The sequence below is a fragment of the Gemmatimonas aurantiaca genome (assembly GCF_037190085.1).
GTDB classification, from domain to species: Bacteria; Gemmatimonadota; Gemmatimonadetes; order Gemmatimonadales; family Gemmatimonadaceae; genus Gemmatimonas; species Gemmatimonas aurantiaca_A.
Map to the genome: position 1 here is coordinate 495,665 of NZ_JBBCJO010000012.1, position 15,486 is coordinate 511,150.

The following is a 15,486-nucleotide window of genomic DNA, read 5'->3' on the forward strand; positions in this document are numbered from 1 at the left end:
AGCTGAGAAGCTCGCCGCCCCGTTTTCTTTTGTCTGCCGGTTCCGGCTACGGCGCCGTCTCGTGAAACTGCACGGTCGTTTCGTGCTGCAACGCACGACGCAGCGCCCACTGATCCTGGAAGAGCACGACGACATTGCCCTTGTGATCGTACACCTTCATGCGACCGAGACCGGTGGCAACACGCTCGACATCGGCCTTGGGTCCGGTGAGCCAGCGCGGCCAGCGGTGATTCATCTTCTCGAATCGGCAGGGCGCGGAATACTCGTATTCGAGACGGAACGCCATCACGTCGAACTGCAGTTGTCCCACCGCTCCGACGATGGGTTGTGCCCCGGCGCTGGTCTCGGCGTAGAACACCTGCGCCGCCCCTTCTTCGGTGAGCTGCCGGAGACCGATGTCGAACTGTTTGCGCTTCATCGGATCGGCCGGCATGGCGCGCGCAAAATGCTCCGGAGCAAAACGCGGGATGCCCTGGAATTCCAGTGTCCCGTCGCCGCCCAGGGTATCACCGATGCGCAGATTGCCGCGGTCCATGACGCCGATCACGTCGCCCGGCCAGGCTTCCTCGATGGCCACCCGGTCGCGCGCCATGAACTGCTGCGGGGCCGCCAGCCGCACGGGTTTGCCCGTACGCTGATGCACCACCTGCATGCCCGCTTCGAAGTGCCCCGAGACAACACGCAGGAACGCCACACGATCCCGATGTTTGGGGTCCATGTTCGCCTGGATCTTGAACACGAAGCCCGTGAAATCGGAGCGATAGGGGGCCACGGGACCGAGGTTCGATTCACGCGGTCCCGGTGACGGTGCGAGTTCGAGAAACTCCCGCAGGAAGGGTTCGATGCCGAAGTTGGTGAGCGCCGAGCCGAAGAAGACCGGGGTGAGCGTTCCTTCGATCACGCGTTGATGTTCGTACTCGTGTCCGGCGGCATCGAGCAGTTCGATGTCGTTCATGAGGCGATCGAACGCGGACTCGCCCATGGCGTCGATGAGCTTCGGGTCGTCGATGCTCATGATGGTGTCGTCGGCGCGCGTGGCGCCCCGATCCCCGCTGCGTTCGAAGAGATGCACCTCGCGCTTGAGGCGATCGTACACGCCGATGAACACGTCACTCTCGAACACGGGCCACGTGGCGGCATAACAGTCGATGCCGAGATCGGCTTCGACGTCCTGGATCAGCTTGAGCGGATCCTCGCCGTGCCGATCGCACTTGTTGACCAGCGTGAAGATGGGCGTGCGCCGCATCTTGCACACGTCGAACAGCTGGCGCGTACGTTCTTCGACTCCGCGCCGGTTGTCGAGCAGCATGATGGCGCTGTCGGCCGCGACGAGGGTGCGATAGGTGTCTTCCGAGAAGTCTTCGTGCCCCGGTGTATCGAGCAGATTGAGCTGGTAGCCGAGGAACTCGAACTGCAGCACCGAGCTGGTGACCGAGATGCCACGCTCCTGCTCGAGCTTCATCCAGTCGGACGTGGCGTGCCGCGTGGCGCGCCGGGCTTTCACCGAGCCGGCGAGATGGATGGCACCACCGTACAGCAGCAGCTTCTCGGTGAGGGTGGTCTTGCCGGCGTCGGGATGCGAAATGATGGCGAAGGTCCGACGGCGCGCGATCTCGCTCGTGAGGCGCGAGGGATCGGCGGCCGTGTCGGCTTCGGTCGGCCCGAGGGGCGGCTGTGCAGCTTCGGTCATAGCCTTGAAAGATAATGCAAAGAGTCGGGCCGGACGTCAGACCCTCAGACGGGGTCAGAGGTCAGAGGTCAGCCGGTCAGAACTGAGACGGCGATCGAGTTGAGAGATCAGACAACCATGAGGTCAGAAGTCTGAGCGCTGACGGCGACGACCGCTCGTGCGCGCCACCGGCTGCGGGCCGGGCGCCCGCAGGCTGGGGCGCGCAGCGCCCCGAAAAACAGCGAGCCCTCGCGTCAGCACCCAGCTCGCAAGCGAAGTGCTCGGACCTCTGACCTCTGAACCCTCCTTCCTGCTCCCTATCTCCGTCTCAGTTCTGACCTCGGAACTCTGACATCAGACCTCTGAAGGTCTGACGCCAGACCCAGACGCCAGCCCGTGGCCCCCCCGCGTGCTCCGCACTAGACTCAAGTCGCGCGAGGGGCGCATTCAGTCCGCGAAAAGGGCCGTGCCCACCCATCCTGGAAGGTCATCATCCGAACCTTCTTTCAGCCCGATCAGTGCGGACTCCGGGCGCGTGAAAGGAGATTCGCATGTATCCCAACCCGCAGGACGTCCTGCCGCTCCCGTCCCGTCCAGACGTGGAGCAGTACCGCACCCGCGCCAAGGAACTGGTGCGCGCGCACCATGAAGCCCCCGCCGCCGTAGAGACCTGGGCACAACGCTGGATCTCGGCCCTGTGGCGCACCGGTTCAGCCGATGGGCAACCCACCCCGCCCATGCCGCCCCATGCCCACGATGTGAACCGATCCGTCGCACAGGTGGCCGCGTTTGCGATGGAGCGACTGAACGGCACGCGCGGGGCGCTGAGTCAGGCGCAGTTCGTCATTGCCCGCGCCCACGGATTTCCGAGCTGGACGCGCCTGCTGCAGCATCTCGACGCGTCGACACGTGAGCGCTCGCCCGTCTCACACTTCGAGCACGCGGCCGATGCGGTGGTGAGCGGTGATCTGGCCACCCTGTCGACCCTGCTGCGGGCCGATCCCGCGCTGGTGCACGCACGATCCGATCGTGAGCATGGATCGACGTTGCTGCACTACGTGTCCGCGAACGGCGTCGAGAACTACCGTCAGCGCACGCCGTCCAACGTCTGCGATATCGCTGCGACGCTACTCGACGCCGGCGCCGATGTCCGCGCCACCTGCGATGTCTACGGCGGCGGCGCGGATACGCTCAGTCTGGCCATCACCAGTGCGCACCCACGCGCGGCCGGCGTGCAACTGGCGCTGGCCGATCTGCTGATCGCCCGCGGCGCGCGTGTGGTGGCGGGCATGGTGCGCGCCTGTCTCGCCAACGGGTGCCCCGAAGCCGCGGTGCACATGGGCGCGCTCTGTCTCGCACGTGGCATTCCGCTGGATCTGCAGGAACTGGCGTGCGTGGAGCGCGTGGACCTGCTCGCGGATCGGCTCGTGGAGCGCGCGCCTTCGGCGGCCGAGTCCGAAGAAGCCCTGTCGATGGCAGCATGGTACGACCGACGCGAATCCATTGCGACGCTGCTCGATCATGGGGTGCCGGTGGATACCCCGAACGGCGACGGCGCAACTGCGCTGCATGTGGCCTGTTATGCCGGACAGGAAGCCCTGGTCGACACGCTGCTCGCCCGCGGCGCCTCGGTGCACCGTGCGGATGCAACCTATGGCACGACGCCGCTGGTCTGGGCCCTGCACGCCTGGCTCGTGGACGGCAAAACACCGGCAAGCGCATACAAGGCCATCATCGGACGCCTGCTCGACGCGGGCGCAGACGTGAAGGCCGAGTGGATCGACGACGATCGGCTACGCGCGGACGAAGAGCTATGGGCGCGGCTGGCCTCTGGTTTCAGATCTTCAGACAGGGTCAGAGGTCAGAAATCAGTAGGTCAGAACTGAGACGGCGATCGAGTTGAGAGATCAGACAACAACGAGATCAGAGATCTGAGCACTGGCGGTCGAGGGGGCCGTGTGCGCCACGAGCCCTGCTGGCCGGGCTTGCAGCCCGGGCGCCCGCAGGACCCCTGCGGGGCGCAATGCGCCCCGCAAAACACGGCTCCCTCGCGTCAGCACCCACCCGCGGACGAAGTGCTCGGACCTCTGACCTCTGGCTGCTCCTTCCTGCTCCCTATATCCGTCTGAGTTCTGACCCTCTGATTTCTGATTCTCTGCCGCTGCTATTCGACGGTCACGCTCTTGGCCAGATTCCGCGGCTGGTCCACGTTGCAGCCCCGCTTCACCGCGATGTAGTACGCCAGCAGCTGCAGTGGCACCGAGGCCAGGATGGGCGTCAGCAGATCCACCGTTTCGGGGATGCGGAACTCGTAGTCCAGCTTGCCCGCCAGCGACGGCTCGTCACGCGTGGTGATCGCGATGATCTTGCCCTTGCGTGCCTTCACCTCCTGGATGTTCGACGTGATCTTGTCGAACACCGAATCGTGCGGCGCGATGCACACCACCGGCATCATCTCGTCGATGAGTGCGATGGGCCCGTGTTTCATCTCGGCCGCCGGATACCCCTCGGCGTGGATGTACGAGATTTCCTTGAGCTTGAGCGCGCCTTCGAGCGCGGCGGGGAAGTTGTAGCCCCGGCCAAGATACAGGAAATTGGACGCCCGCTTGAACTCCTCGGCCACCTCCTCGATCTCATCCGCACGATCGAGAATGCTCTGGATCTGCTCGGGCAACCTGGCCAGCGCCTGCGCGAGTTCACGGCCGCGTTGCACACTCATGTCGCGCAGACGCGCGAGTTTGAGCGTGAAGAGCGCCAGCGCCACCACCTGGCTCGTGAACGCCTTGGTCGACGCCACACCGATTTCCGGACCGGCATGCAGGTAGATACCGCCATCGTCCTCACGGGCGATGGTGGAGCCGACCACGTTCACGAGCCCCAGCGTGCGCGCACCGCGACGTTTCGCTTCGCGCATGGCAGCCAGCGTGTCGGCCGTCTCACCGGACTGCGAGATCACGATGCACAGCGTGCGCGGCGTGACGATCGGATTGCGGTAGCGGAACTCGGAGGCGTATTCCACTTCGACCGGAATGCGGCAGAGTTCCTCGATCATCATCTCGCCGATGAGGGCCGAATGCCAGCTCGTGCCGCAGGCGGTGATGATGATGTTGTCGACCGCGAGCAGATCGTCCTTCGGGATATTGAGCCCCCCCAGCTTGGAGAATCCTTCCTCGAGAATGAGACGTCCACGCATGGTGTTCTCCACCGTGGTCGGCTGCTCGAAGATCTCCTTGAGCATGAAGTGCGGATATCCGCCCCGCTCGATCTGCGCGAGGTCCCATTCGATGCGCGTGACCGGCTTCTCGCGGGTCACCGAATCGAGATCGAGCACCTTGTATCCGTCGCGGGTCACGACGGCGATGTCGCCGTCGTCCAGGTACACCACGTGACGGGTGTAGGCCAGAATGGCCGACGCATCGGAGGCCACATAGTACTCGCCCTCGCCGATGCCGATCAGCAGCGGACTGCCCTTGCGGGCCGCGACGATCTTGTCCTTCTCGTCGCTCGAGATGACCGCGATGCCATACGTGCCGTCCACCTGCCGCAACGCTTCGATCACCGCGGCTTCGAGGTTGCCGGCATAGGCCGTCTCGATCAGATGGGCGAGCACTTCGGTGTCGGTGTCCGACTTGAACACGTATCCGCGCGATTCGAGACCGGCCTTGAGCGCCGTGGCATTCTCGATGATGCCGTTGTGCACCACGGCGATCTTGCCGTTCTGACTCACGTGCGGATGCGCGTTGGTCTCGTTCGGCGGACCGTGCGTGGCCCAGCGCGTGTGTGCGATGCCCATCGTCCCCTGCGGCGGATCGGCCGCGATGGTGGACTCGAGTCGCGAGATCTTGCCGGCCGCGCGGCGTGTCTCGACGCCCTTGCCGTTCATGATCGCCACGCCGGCCGAGTCATACCCGCGATATTCGAGACGCTTGAGCCCCTCGATCAGCATCGGGGTCGCGATCTTGTCACCTACATAGCCAACGATTCCGCACATGGTCGGTCAGGTCAGAGGGAAACGAGCGCGTCGAGCGGCTCGCGGGCCTGCAAAATGAGTTGACGCGCTTCGGCGTCGGTGGGGGCTTCGGCGATGACGCGCACGATCGGCTCGGTCCCCGAGGGGCGCAGATGCACCCACCGATCGGACCAGTCGAGCCGCAGACCGTCCTGCGTGTCCGCCGAGGCGTCGGCGAACGCCGCCCGCAATGCGGCATACACCGCGTCGAGCGATGCATCGGGGCGATCGAGCTTGTCCTTCACGATCACGTAGCGTGCGCGATCGGCCACAAGTTGCGACAACGGACGGCCTTCCTCGAGCATGAGCTGCAACATGAGCGCCGCACCCACCGGTGCATCGCGTCCGAGATGCAGCTCGGGGAGGATGACTCCGCCGTTCCCTTCCCCGCCGATGGTCGCGCCGGCATCACGCATGGCGATGGCCACGTTCACTTCACCCACACTGGCAAAATGGAACGGCACGCCGAGTTCGTGCGCGACATCGGACACGACCTTGCTGGTGGAGAGATTGGTCACCACCGGACCGGGACGATGCCGCAACACCGTACGCGCCGCGAACGCCAGCGTGTAGTCCTCTCCGGGCGCCTTGCCATCGTCCAGCACGAGCGCGAGGCGATCGACATCGGGATCGGTGGCGAACCCGATGTCGGCCTTCGTACTGCGCACCAGCGCTTCGAGTTCGCCGAGGTTCTCGGCCACCGGTTCGGGCGGACGATGGAAGCGACCATCGGCCTCCATGTTGATCGCGTACACCTCGCATCCCAGCTCGGTGAGCAGCGCCGGCATGATCACACTGCCCGCGCCATGACAACAATCGAGCGCCACGCGGAAACGTCGCGCGCGGATGCCCTCGGCATCGAGCCACGGCAACGCGAGCACCTGCGCGATGTGCCGATGAACGGCTTCATCGTCACGGACGATCTCGCCGAGCTTGTCCCATGTGGCGCGGGGGATGCCGCTGTCGAGCAACGACCGCATCTCGGCGCCTTCGGCAGCCGACAGAAACAGTCCGGACGGCCCGATGAACTTGAGCGCGTTCCATTCGATCGGATTGTGGCTGGCCGTGATGCCAAGACCGCCGGCGGCATGATGATGTTCGACGGCCAGCTGAATGGTGGGCGTCGGGACCATGCCGATATCGATGACCGTGCATCCCACCGATTCGAGCGCACCATGCACGATGCGCGTGAACATCGGGCCCGATACGCGACTGTCGCGTCCCACGACCACGCGGCGATTGCCCGTGCGCGAGGCCCAGGCCCCGAATGCTGCGGCAAACGTCGCGACCACCTCCGGCGTGAGCGCGTCACCGACGCGGCCCCGCACCCCCGACACACTGACCATCAACCCATCAAACGCCATGAGGCTCCTCAGCTCTTTGTCAGCCCGTTTCAGTTCCGCGGCACACGCGAAGCCCCCGTGAACCACTGTGAAGCCACGTGGAGACGCGCGATCACCTGCAGATTCCGTGGAGATCACGTCCGAACCGGCAATCGTGCAAGCTAGGCGCGTCACAGTGCGGGCACCAAGAGGCACCGTCGCCGTAATCATCACCGCAGCCGACTCAGCCGTTGACGTGAAGATGGAGCATCGATCGCGGTCGATCTCTGCGCACCCACGTCGGACGCATCACTTTCTACTCAGAATTAGGACGCTTGGCAGTGATCCGGGTTACAGTCGTGGCACCGCTTCCCACTTTCCGGAGGTCCCCGGGCACCTCGCCATCACCGACTTCGAGTGGTTCCCCGCCTCCCACTTTCCGGGGGTTCCCGTCTATCGTCCGGTATGTCGGATCCCCTTGCCCTGTTGCCGCTGGCCCTCGCTGCCGGAGGCGGTCGTCTGAATCGGATCGACGCCAGTCGTGCCGTGGCCGCGGGTTTCACGCTCCTGCAGCGTTGTGCCCCGCTGGTGCGCGCGCTGGCAGGGAAACGGGCAGCGGCGGTGTTGCCGGCCGACCCCGCGTTCCTGTGCGCCCTGGCCGCGTCCGACGGGCGTGGTCTCTTCTGGTGCGATCCCCATGTCTCACCGGACGAGCTCGGCAGCCGCAGTGCGGCCTACGGCGTGGGCGCCGTGTTCACGATGGAGACGTTCACGGCGACGTGTCGCCTGGCATTGGGCGCCGACATCCCCCTGGTGCTGCTCGACGACGCGCCTGCGCACGCGGTCGTGCACGCGGGGGATCGCCGGATCGTCGTCGACCTGGGTTCGCACTTCGGGTTGCCGCTGGAGGGGCAGCGCGACGCTGAGGGGCGTGACGAGGAGTGCCTGTTGATCGGCGAGCGGATCCTCACGCATCGCGACCTCCTCCGCGACGCACGCGCATTCGGCGCCACCGCGGGCCTCACGCCGGTCGATCGCACGATGACCGTCATGCCCACCGCCGATGTCGATCTGTTCGTCGCCGGTGTGGTCGCACCGCTGTTGTACGGCGGTGAGGTATTCGTGACGCCCACCGAGGACCGCGCGCCGATCGATCAGTTCGCGCCGACACGCCTCGTTCACTGACGGATCAGAACCGACTGGTCAGAACCGACCGATCAGACCCAACGGATCAGGCGGCAGGCCGGGGATCGCGAGGACCGGGCTGTGCCGGACGTCCGATCGACGAGACGGTCGGGCGAGTCGTCGGATGTGCTGCTCGACCCCTGCCCGTCCGGCGGCTAGCTTCCCGCGGCACACCTCCCCGAACGATCTGGAGCCCATGACGCGCATTTACGACGAAGATCTCGCGGGTGGCCTCGCCACACGCGCCATTCATGCCGGCCAGCGTCCCGACGAAGTGTCGGGCGCCATCATGACCCCGCTGTACCTCACGTCCACCTACGTGCAGGAGAGCATCGGCGTCAACAAGGGGTACGAGTACGCGCGGGGCAAGAACCCCACGCGGCAGGCGCTCGAGCGCAACGTGGCGACGCTGGAAGGCGGCCGTCACGGCTTTGCCTTCAGCAGCGGCATGGGCTGCCTCGACTCGATCATGAAACTGTTCCGCGCCGGTGATCACATCGTGTGCGCGGAGAACGTGTACGGCGGCACGTTCCGGCTGTTCGATCGCATCCTGCGGCATCTGGGACTGTCCTTCTCGTACGTGGACACCAGTGATCCCCAGCGGGTGGCCGATGTCATGACGCCGGCCACGCGGGCGCTCCTCGTGGAGACGCCCACCAATCCGCTGATGCGGCTCACCGATCTTCGTGCCATGAGCGACATCGCCAGGCGGCACGAGGCCTTGTTGATCGTGGACAACACCTTCGCGACGCCGGTCTTTCAGCGTCCGCTGGAACTCGGCGCCGACATCGTCTGGCATTCGACCACGAAATACATCAACGGCCACTCCGATATGATCGGCGGGCTGGCGGTGGTACTTGAGGACGAGCTAGCGGACCGTCTCCAGTTCATTCTCAATGCGGCCGGGGCCGTGCCGGGGCCATTCGATGCCTGGCTCGCCCTGCGTGGGACGAAGACCCTGCCGCTCCGCATGAAGCAGCACGATGCCAACGGCCGGGCGATCGCGGCGTTTCTCGAACAGCGCATCGGACCGGAGCGGGTGATCTACCCCGGACTCGCGCACCATCCGCATCACGAACTGGCGAAGCAGCAGATGTCGGGATTTGGCGGCATGATGACGCTCGAGCTCGGTTCGATCGACAACGCCCGCCGTTTCCTCGAGCGCGTGCGGGTGTTCTCGCTGGCCGAATCGCTGGGCGGCGTGGAGAGCCTCACGAATCATCCGTTCTCGATGACGCATGGGTCCGTGCCGGCCGACGTGAAGCAGGCCATGGGGCTCACCGACGGCATGGTTCGCCTGTCCTGCGGCATCGAGGACGCGGAGGACCTGATCGGGGATCTGGAGGGGGCGCTCGAGGGGTTGTGAGTTCGAAACCCACAACCCACCACGGCACGTAGTGTTTCCATGCCCACTACCCCACTCACGCAGATCTCGTCGGTCACCTGGGAACATCCCGCCGACCGCGCGGCGCTGCAGACCCTGCGCGCCCTTCCTGGTTTTGACGAAGTCGTCCGCAAGATCGCCAATGTTTTTGGTGAACGCGGCGTCCGGAATCTCTTCCTCGGCGATGCCGTCCTGGTCGGCCCCACGCAACGGCCACGCCTCCATGCGCTGTATCAGGAGGTGCTGGCCGCGCTCGACTGGCCCAACGCGGGCCAGCCGGCGCCGCAGTTGTACGTGGCGCAGACGCCCATCGCCAATGCGGGCGCCGTGGGGTTCGATCAGCCGTTCATCGTGATCAGCTCCGGCACGCTGGAGTTGCTCGACCCCGCCGAACAACGCTTCGTGCTCGCGCAACAGCTCGGGCACATCATGACCGGACGTACGACCTATCGCACCATCGCGCTCATCGTGCTCTTCTTCGGCATGAGCGCGCTGCCGCTGCTGGCATCGATCGCGTTGCTGCCCTTCCAGCTCGCCCTGCTCGAGTGGTACCGCAAGTCGGAGCTCTCGGCCGACCGGGCGGGCATGCTGGGCACGCAGGACCCGCGCACCAGTCTGATGACGTTCCTCAAGCTGGCCGGTGGCCGGGCCGACGGGGACACCATCGATCTCGATGCCTACCTGGCGCAGGCGGCCGATTACGAGCTGGGCGGCACCGCGTGGGACAGTGTGCTCAAGGCGCTCAACACGGCGCTGCGTGAACACCCCTTCCACACTGTGCGCGCGGGTGAGCTGCGCCGGTGGGAGCAGTCGGGGGCCTACGCCGCGATCGTGAGTGGCGAGTACATCCGCCGCGGCTCGGAAGCCGAACGCCCATTGCGCGAGGACATCAAGGACGCCCGGGACTACTACGCCGACAAGGCCAAAGCCGCCGCCGAAACCGTGGGCGACGTGATCAATCGCGCGGCGGACGCGTTCCGGGATGCGTTCCGGGCCGCCGCAACGGCCACTTCGGCGGCTGCGGGGGACGGTGGGCCGTCCGATGCGCCGCCGCCACCGCCGCCGGCTGGGCCCTCGGCGAGTTAGTGTAGGCCGGTTGTGGGTTTGGGGTTTAGAGTTCGGGGGTGAAAAGCCGGGTGACGGGTCGCGGGTCACGCGTGGTGGGGTTCCCATGACGCACGACCGTCCACCCGGTACCCGGCCGTTCACCCCAGAACCCCCCAAACCCAAAACCCACGACCGCAGTGAAGATCCTGCTCCTCGGTTCCGGCGGCCGCGAACATGCGCTCGCCGATACGCTTCTGCGCGAAAACACCGCCATCGAATTGCTCACCGCGCCCGGCAATCCCGGGATCGCGGAACTCGGTCGGCTCGTGGCCATCGATCCGAACGATCCCAAAGCGGTGGCGGCGATCGCCGAACAGGAGCAGGTGGACCTCGTGGTCGTCGGGCCGGAGGCGCCGCTGGAGGCCGGGGTCGTGGATTACCTGCAGCAGCGCGGGGTCCCGGCGTTCGGCCCCACCATGGGCGCCGCCACCGTCGAGACGTCCAAGGCCGACACCAAGGCGCTGATGATGGCGGCCGGCATTCCCACGGCGCACGCGGAAACCCATCGGGATGCCGCGGCGGCGAAGGACGCCGTGCGTGCCCGTTTCGGTGCGCCGGTGGTCATCAAGGCCAGCGGGTTGGCCGCGGGCAAGGGGGTCATCGTCTGCCAGAGTGAAGCCGAGGCGTTCGATGCCATCGATCGCATTCTCGACGACCGGGCGTTCGGTGATGCGGGCAGCGAGTGTCTGGTGGAGTCGTTCATGACCGGCGAGGAGCTGTCGCTCTTTGCGGTGACCGATGGCTACGATGTACTGCCGATGATCGGCGCGCAGGATCACAAGCGTCTGCTCGATGGTGACGAGGGCCCGAACACCGGCGGCATGGGCGCCTATACACCGGTGTCGTTCTCCACACCGTCACTGGTGGACGATGTCACCGAACGTGTTCTGCTGCCCACGCTGCACGCGCTACGCAAGCGCGGCACGCCGTTCACGGGGCTGCTGTACGCCGGACTCATGCTGACGCCCGACGGCCCCAGGGTGGTGGAGTTCAACTGCCGCTTCGGCGATCCGGAAACGCAGGCCATCCTGCCGATGCTCACGAGCAGCCTGCTCGATCCCATGCTGGCGGTGGCGCGCGGGGCACGCATCGGCAACATGCCGGCCTTCACCTGGCGACCGGGTGCGAGTGTGACCACGGTGGTCGCGTCGAGCGGGTATCCTGATGCGCCACGGAAAGGCATGGCCATCACGCTACCCGATTTTGGGGACCAGGTACGAGTGTTCCATGCCGGCACGAGCCGCGATGCATCGGGTGTGCTGCGCACGAGTGGCGGACGGGTGTTCGCGGTGACCGCGCTGGCCGACACGTTCCGCGCCGCGCAGCAGGCCAGCCGTGAAGCGGCGGCGCGCATCGAATTCGACGGCGCGATCTTCCGCTCCGATATCGGTTGGCGGGAAGCGGCGCGGCTTGCCTGAACTTCCGGAAACGGAGACCATCGCGCGCGATCTGCATGCGATGATCGTGGGAACGGCGGTGCGCGACGTGACCGTTCATCGCCCCGATGTGCTGCGGGAGACATCGGCGGAGGCGCTGCCGGCGGCGTTACGTGGAGCGCACATCACCAGGGTGTGGCGGCGGGCCAAGCTCGTCGTGCTCGATCTCGAAACGCCTGCGCCGATATCCTGGTACGTGGCGGTGCAGCCACGTTTCACCGGCGGCCTCGTGGTGGACGACGGGTCGTTGCCCGCAGAAGAGCTGGCCTATGTCTGTGTGACCCTGCATCTCGCCGACGACCGGCGTGTCCACTATCGCGACGTCCGTCGTCTGGGCACCGTGGCATTGATGTCACCGGCCCGTTTTCAGGCGTATTCTGCGGGATTGGGCCCCGAGCCTCTTGACCCGGCGTTGGACATCGCCACATTTTCGGGTCTTCTTCGGGCATCGCGCCAGTCCATCAAGGTAACTTTGATGGATCAGCGACGACTGGCCGGCGTTGGCAACATCTACGCGAACGAGGCCTTGTGGCGCGCCGGTATCGATCCATCCCGCGAAGCACGCACCCTGCAGGAGCCCGAGACGACGCGGCTGCTGCAGGAGCTGCGCGAGGTGTTGACCGCCAGCATCGCGGCGCGCGGCACCAGCTTCCGGGACTATCGCGATGCGCGAGGTGAGCGTGGCAGCTTTGTCGAGCAACTGGCCGCGTACGGACGCGGCGGTGAACCCTGCGCTCGCTGCGGGCGACGGCTCGTGGTCACCCACGCCGTCGATGGCCGCAGCACGGTCTTCTGCCCGGGCTGCCAGTTCTGACCGGTTCCCGGGCGCGCCCGCGCCGCAGGCGGAGCAGCTCGATCTTGCCGTCGACACTCCGGCATTCGACCCGGCACTCCACGTCGAGCGACTGCGCGAGCAGGTCCGCGCGTCGGCTCGCAACGAGCCCGGCGTGTATCTCATGCGCGGTCCGCATGGCGACGTCCTCTACGTAGGCAAGAGCACGCAGGTCCGCACCCGGCTGCTGTCGTATTTCCGGCTGCCGTGGCCCGAGCACCGGCATGCGCGTCTGCTGCGCGAGACCGCGCGCATCGAATGGGAACCGCAGCCCAGTGAATTCGGTGCCCTGCTGCGCGAGGTGCGTCTCATCCGCGCACACCTGCCCCGCTACAACGTGCGTTCGGCGCGTCCGCTCGACAAATGGTGGGTCATCACGATCGCGAAAGGCATCGCGCCGCGTCTGCGCGTGCAGCGCGCCAGCGCCGCGGCCCGCTCGCGCGACGTGGCGCAGGTCATCGGGCCGTTCGCCTCACGTCGTCCGCTCGTGGACGCACTGCGGGTGCTCAACGATGCGCTCGGACTCCGCGATTGTTCCGATCGAATCCGCATGCATCTGCGGGACGTGGTGGAGTTGTTCGACGCCCATCATCCGGCCATGCAACGCACGCCGGGGTGTCATCGCTACGAAACGCGCCGGTGCCTGGGCCCGTGTGTGGGCGCCACGGGGGCCTACGAGTATCACACGCAGTTGTCGCGCGCGAAGGCGGTGCTCGAAGGACGCGACGATTCGCCACAACAGCATCTCGTGCGGGAGATGGCCGCGGCCAGTGCGGCGCTGTCGTACGAACGTGCGGGCTGGCTCCGGGATCGTCTCACCGCCCTGCAGGAACTCGACGCACAACTCGCGCGGGTGCGGGAGGCGCTGTCGCGTCCCAGCTGTGTCTATGCCGTGCCTGGACGGCTGGGAGACGATCGATTGTATCTCATCCGGCACGGGTGTGTGGTGGCCGAAGCGCGCTGCGACGATCCGGAATCGGTGAACGCCCTGCAGACCCTCGAGACGCGCCCCCTGCAGACGCCCACCGGCGCCATGGTCGACCGTCTGGATGAATTGCTGCTGGTGGAATCGTGGTTACGGGGACGGCAGCGCGAGCAGGCGCTCGTGGCCGATACGGTGATCGAGGCGCTGCAGCAGTTGGCCGCACACTACTCGACGCATCGCTCGGCACACGACTCGACGCCCTACTCGTTGCCGGGCAGCGGAATGAGTTCCACGTCCGCCTGACCGCGATGGATGTACAGTCTGGCCACGCAGGGCTGCAGCTTGAAGCGGCGCGGTCCTGCCGCGCCGGGATTCACCACGAGACGCCGCGCGGCCTTGGTCACGAGTTGCTGATGCGTGTGGCCATACACGATCACGTCCGCTGAGGGATAGGCGCTGACGAGCTTCGGGGGGGTGGGCGCACCGAGTTCGTGTCCATGCGTCACGACGATGCGCACGCCGTCGATGACGTCTTCGATGCGCTCCACGAGATCCGGCCGGCCGGGCGCGTCGGTGTTGCCCCACACTGCACGTACCGGCGCGATGGTGGCCAGTTCGGTGAGCACGTCGGCCGGCCCGACGTCGCCGGCGTGCAGAATCTGGGAGACACCCTGGAGGGCTTCGAAGACCTCGGGGCGTACGAGTCCGTGCGTGTCGGAGATCAGTCCGATGATCGTGGCGTGCTGGGTCATCCGCGTTCGGGGATGGCGGTGCGCAGGGCACGACGTCGCTGCAATTCAGCGAGCGCGCCCTCCGCATCCGGTGTCCCCGGAAATCTGTCTGCCAGCCGCCGAAGTTCCACCATGCCGCGCCCTTCATCGCCCAACGGTCCGAGGTAGAGATCGATCAACCGGTGGGTCGCATACAACTCGTCGCGCCGGGTGGCGTCTCCGGCCTGTCGCAGACGCTGGAGGAGTTCGCGCGCCCGGTCGTGATGGCCACCCACGGTCATCAGTTCGGCCTCCGATCGCAGCGAGACGGCCGACTCGCCATGCGTGACCCGGATGGATTCGAAGATGTCGATGGCGTCGTCCAGTCGGCCCTGCGCGGCCAGCGCCTCGGCCTGGGACACCGGCGCAGGCGCGAGCGCGGATGCTCCGCCTGAAGGATGCAGGAATTGCTGCAGCACCGATCCCCCCAGTCTCGTGACCGACGTCAGCGCGGCAAACAGCACGCCGGTGCCCAGCGGAGCGAGGACCATGGCCAGGAGCAGGCGGGTGCGTCCCTCCACGCCGTTCAGCGCCACGATCACGATCGACGGCGCGACGAGTGCGCCGGACACCAGCGCGCCCAGCCAGAGCGCGCTCCGGAAACGTCGCTGGCGTTCACGGCGAACCGATTTCTCGAACAGGGCGAGATCGAGCATTGGACACTCCCGGGGGGACGCTACGTCGCATCACAGAGCCGTCACATCGGGGGAAGGACGCGTCCATGGGCGGCCACGTCACCGGGAGATCGGAGCGGGCCTGGCGTGTGAAGGGCACCCTGCGGGTGCGATATCGGCAGGATGAACTGCGGATATCAGCAGGACGCCTGCCGTTTGATGCCGGGAGAAGC

At 66.3% G+C, this 15,486-nt stretch carries 12 protein-coding genes; 7 read left to right on the forward strand and 5 right to left on the reverse strand.

All coding sequences use genetic code 11. The features are described from left to right. Positions 1–46: 46 nt before the first annotated feature. Positions 47–1,690 (reverse strand): peptide chain release factor 3, encoded by a 1,644-nt coding sequence (locus tag WG208_RS16710; protein WP_337172518.1) that lies wholly within the window; start codon positions 1,688–1,690, stop codon positions 47–49. 530 nt (positions 1,691–2,220) lie between these two features. On the opposite strand from WG208_RS16710, the gene WG208_RS16715 reads away from it, so the two are divergent. Next, complete coding sequence (locus WG208_RS16715; RefSeq protein ID WP_337172519.1) at positions 2,221–3,555, forward strand: ankyrin repeat domain-containing protein; 1,335 nt, start codon at positions 2,221–2,223, stop codon at positions 3,553–3,555. 278 nt (positions 3,556–3,833) lie between these two features. Here WG208_RS16715 and glmS read toward each other — a convergent pair whose 3' ends face one another. Together glmS and glmM are read right to left on the reverse strand one after the other, a co-directional pair. Beyond that, a complete protein-coding gene (gene glmS / locus WG208_RS16720; RefSeq protein ID WP_337172520.1) occupies positions 3,834–5,660 on the reverse strand; it encodes a glutamine--fructose-6-phosphate transaminase (isomerizing) in 1,827 nt (608 codons plus the stop codon). An 11-nt stretch (positions 5,661–5,671) separates the two neighbouring features. Then, complete coding sequence (gene glmM / locus WG208_RS16725; protein ID WP_337172521.1) at positions 5,672–7,042, reverse strand: phosphoglucosamine mutase; 1,371 nt, start codon at positions 7,040–7,042, stop codon at positions 5,672–5,674. Between the two features lie 423 nt (positions 7,043–7,465). On the opposite strand from glmM, the gene WG208_RS16730 reads away from it, so the two are divergent. The 6 genes from WG208_RS16730 (at position 7,466) to WG208_RS16755 (ending at position 14,172) form a co-directional block, all read left to right on the forward strand. Then, positions 7,466–8,185 carry a hypothetical protein gene (locus tag WG208_RS16730; protein WP_337172522.1) on the forward strand — a complete coding sequence of 240 codons (720 nt, stop codon included), beginning with the start codon at positions 7,466–7,468 and terminating at the stop codon, positions 8,183–8,185. Between the two features lie 196 nt (positions 8,186–8,381). Further along, complete coding sequence (locus WG208_RS16735) at positions 8,382–9,551, forward strand: aminotransferase class I/II-fold pyridoxal phosphate-dependent enzyme (protein WP_337172523.1); 1,170 nt, start codon at positions 8,382–8,384, stop codon at positions 9,549–9,551. Positions 9,552–9,590: 39 nt separating this feature from the next. Further along, positions 9,591–10,655 (forward strand): M48 family metallopeptidase, encoded by a 1,065-nt coding sequence (locus WG208_RS16740; protein ID WP_337172524.1) that lies wholly within the window; start codon positions 9,591–9,593, stop codon positions 10,653–10,655. 158 nt (positions 10,656–10,813) lie between these two features. Continuing rightward, positions 10,814–12,094 (forward strand): phosphoribosylamine--glycine ligase, encoded by a 1,281-nt coding sequence (purD, locus tag WG208_RS16745; protein WP_337172525.1) that lies wholly within the window; start codon positions 10,814–10,816, stop codon positions 12,092–12,094. Further along, entirely contained in the window at positions 12,087–12,926 is an 840-nt protein-coding gene (gene mutM / locus WG208_RS16750) for a bifunctional DNA-formamidopyrimidine glycosylase/DNA-(apurinic or apyrimidinic site) lyase (RefSeq protein ID WP_337172526.1), read from the forward strand. Before purD ends, mutM begins: the two co-directional genes overlap by 8 nt. Further along, on the forward strand, positions 12,886–14,172 hold the full coding sequence (locus tag WG208_RS16755) for a GIY-YIG nuclease family protein (RefSeq protein ID WP_337172527.1): 1,287 nt from the start codon (positions 12,886–12,888) through the stop codon (positions 14,170–14,172). Before mutM ends, WG208_RS16755 begins: the two co-directional genes overlap by 41 nt. On the opposite strand, the gene WG208_RS16760 is transcribed toward WG208_RS16755, so the two are convergent. Both WG208_RS16760 and WG208_RS16765 read right to left on the reverse strand, forming a co-directional pair. Then, complete coding sequence (locus WG208_RS16760) at positions 14,130–14,621, reverse strand: metallophosphoesterase family protein (RefSeq protein ID WP_337172528.1); 492 nt, start codon at positions 14,619–14,621, stop codon at positions 14,130–14,132. The genes WG208_RS16755 and WG208_RS16760 overlap by 43 nt on opposite strands. Beyond that, positions 14,618–15,295 (reverse strand): hypothetical protein, encoded by a 678-nt coding sequence (locus WG208_RS16765; protein WP_337172529.1) that lies wholly within the window; start codon positions 15,293–15,295, stop codon positions 14,618–14,620. The genes WG208_RS16760 and WG208_RS16765 overlap by 4 nt, the downstream gene beginning before the upstream one ends. Positions 15,296–15,486 lie beyond the last annotated feature (191 nt).

Excerpts from the sequence above, each read along its gene's own strand:
- glmM (WP_337172521.1), bottom strand. The coding sequence starts at position 7,042 with ATGGCGTTTGATGGGTTGATGGTCAGTGTGTCGGGGGTGCGGGGCCGC.
- WG208_RS16730 (WP_337172522.1), top strand. The coding sequence starts at position 7,466 with ATGTCGGATCCCCTTGCCCTGTTGCCGCTGGCCCTCGCTGCCGGAGGC.
- WG208_RS16755 (WP_337172527.1), top strand. The coding sequence starts at position 12,886 with ATGGCCGCAGCACGGTCTTCTGCCCGGGCTGCCAGTTCTGACCGGTTC.
- WG208_RS16740 (WP_337172524.1), top strand. The coding sequence starts at position 9,591 with ATGCCCACTACCCCACTCACGCAGATCTCGTCGGTCACCTGGGAACAT.
- WG208_RS16760 (WP_337172528.1), bottom strand. The coding sequence starts at position 14,621 with ATGACCCAGCACGCCACGATCATCGGACTGATCTCCGACACGCACGGA.
- glmS (WP_337172520.1), bottom strand. The coding sequence starts at position 5,660 with ATGTGCGGAATCGTTGGCTATGTAGGTGACAAGATCGCGACCCCGATG.
- WG208_RS16715 (WP_337172519.1), top strand. The coding sequence starts at position 2,221 with ATGTATCCCAACCCGCAGGACGTCCTGCCGCTCCCGTCCCGTCCAGAC.
- WG208_RS16735 (WP_337172523.1), top strand. The coding sequence starts at position 8,382 with ATGACGCGCATTTACGACGAAGATCTCGCGGGTGGCCTCGCCACACGC.
- WG208_RS16765 (WP_337172529.1), bottom strand. The coding sequence starts at position 15,295 with ATGCTCGATCTCGCCCTGTTCGAGAAATCGGTTCGCCGTGAACGCCAG.
- WG208_RS16710 (WP_337172518.1), bottom strand. The coding sequence starts at position 1,690 with ATGACCGAAGCTGCACAGCCGCCCCTCGGGCCGACCGAAGCCGACACG.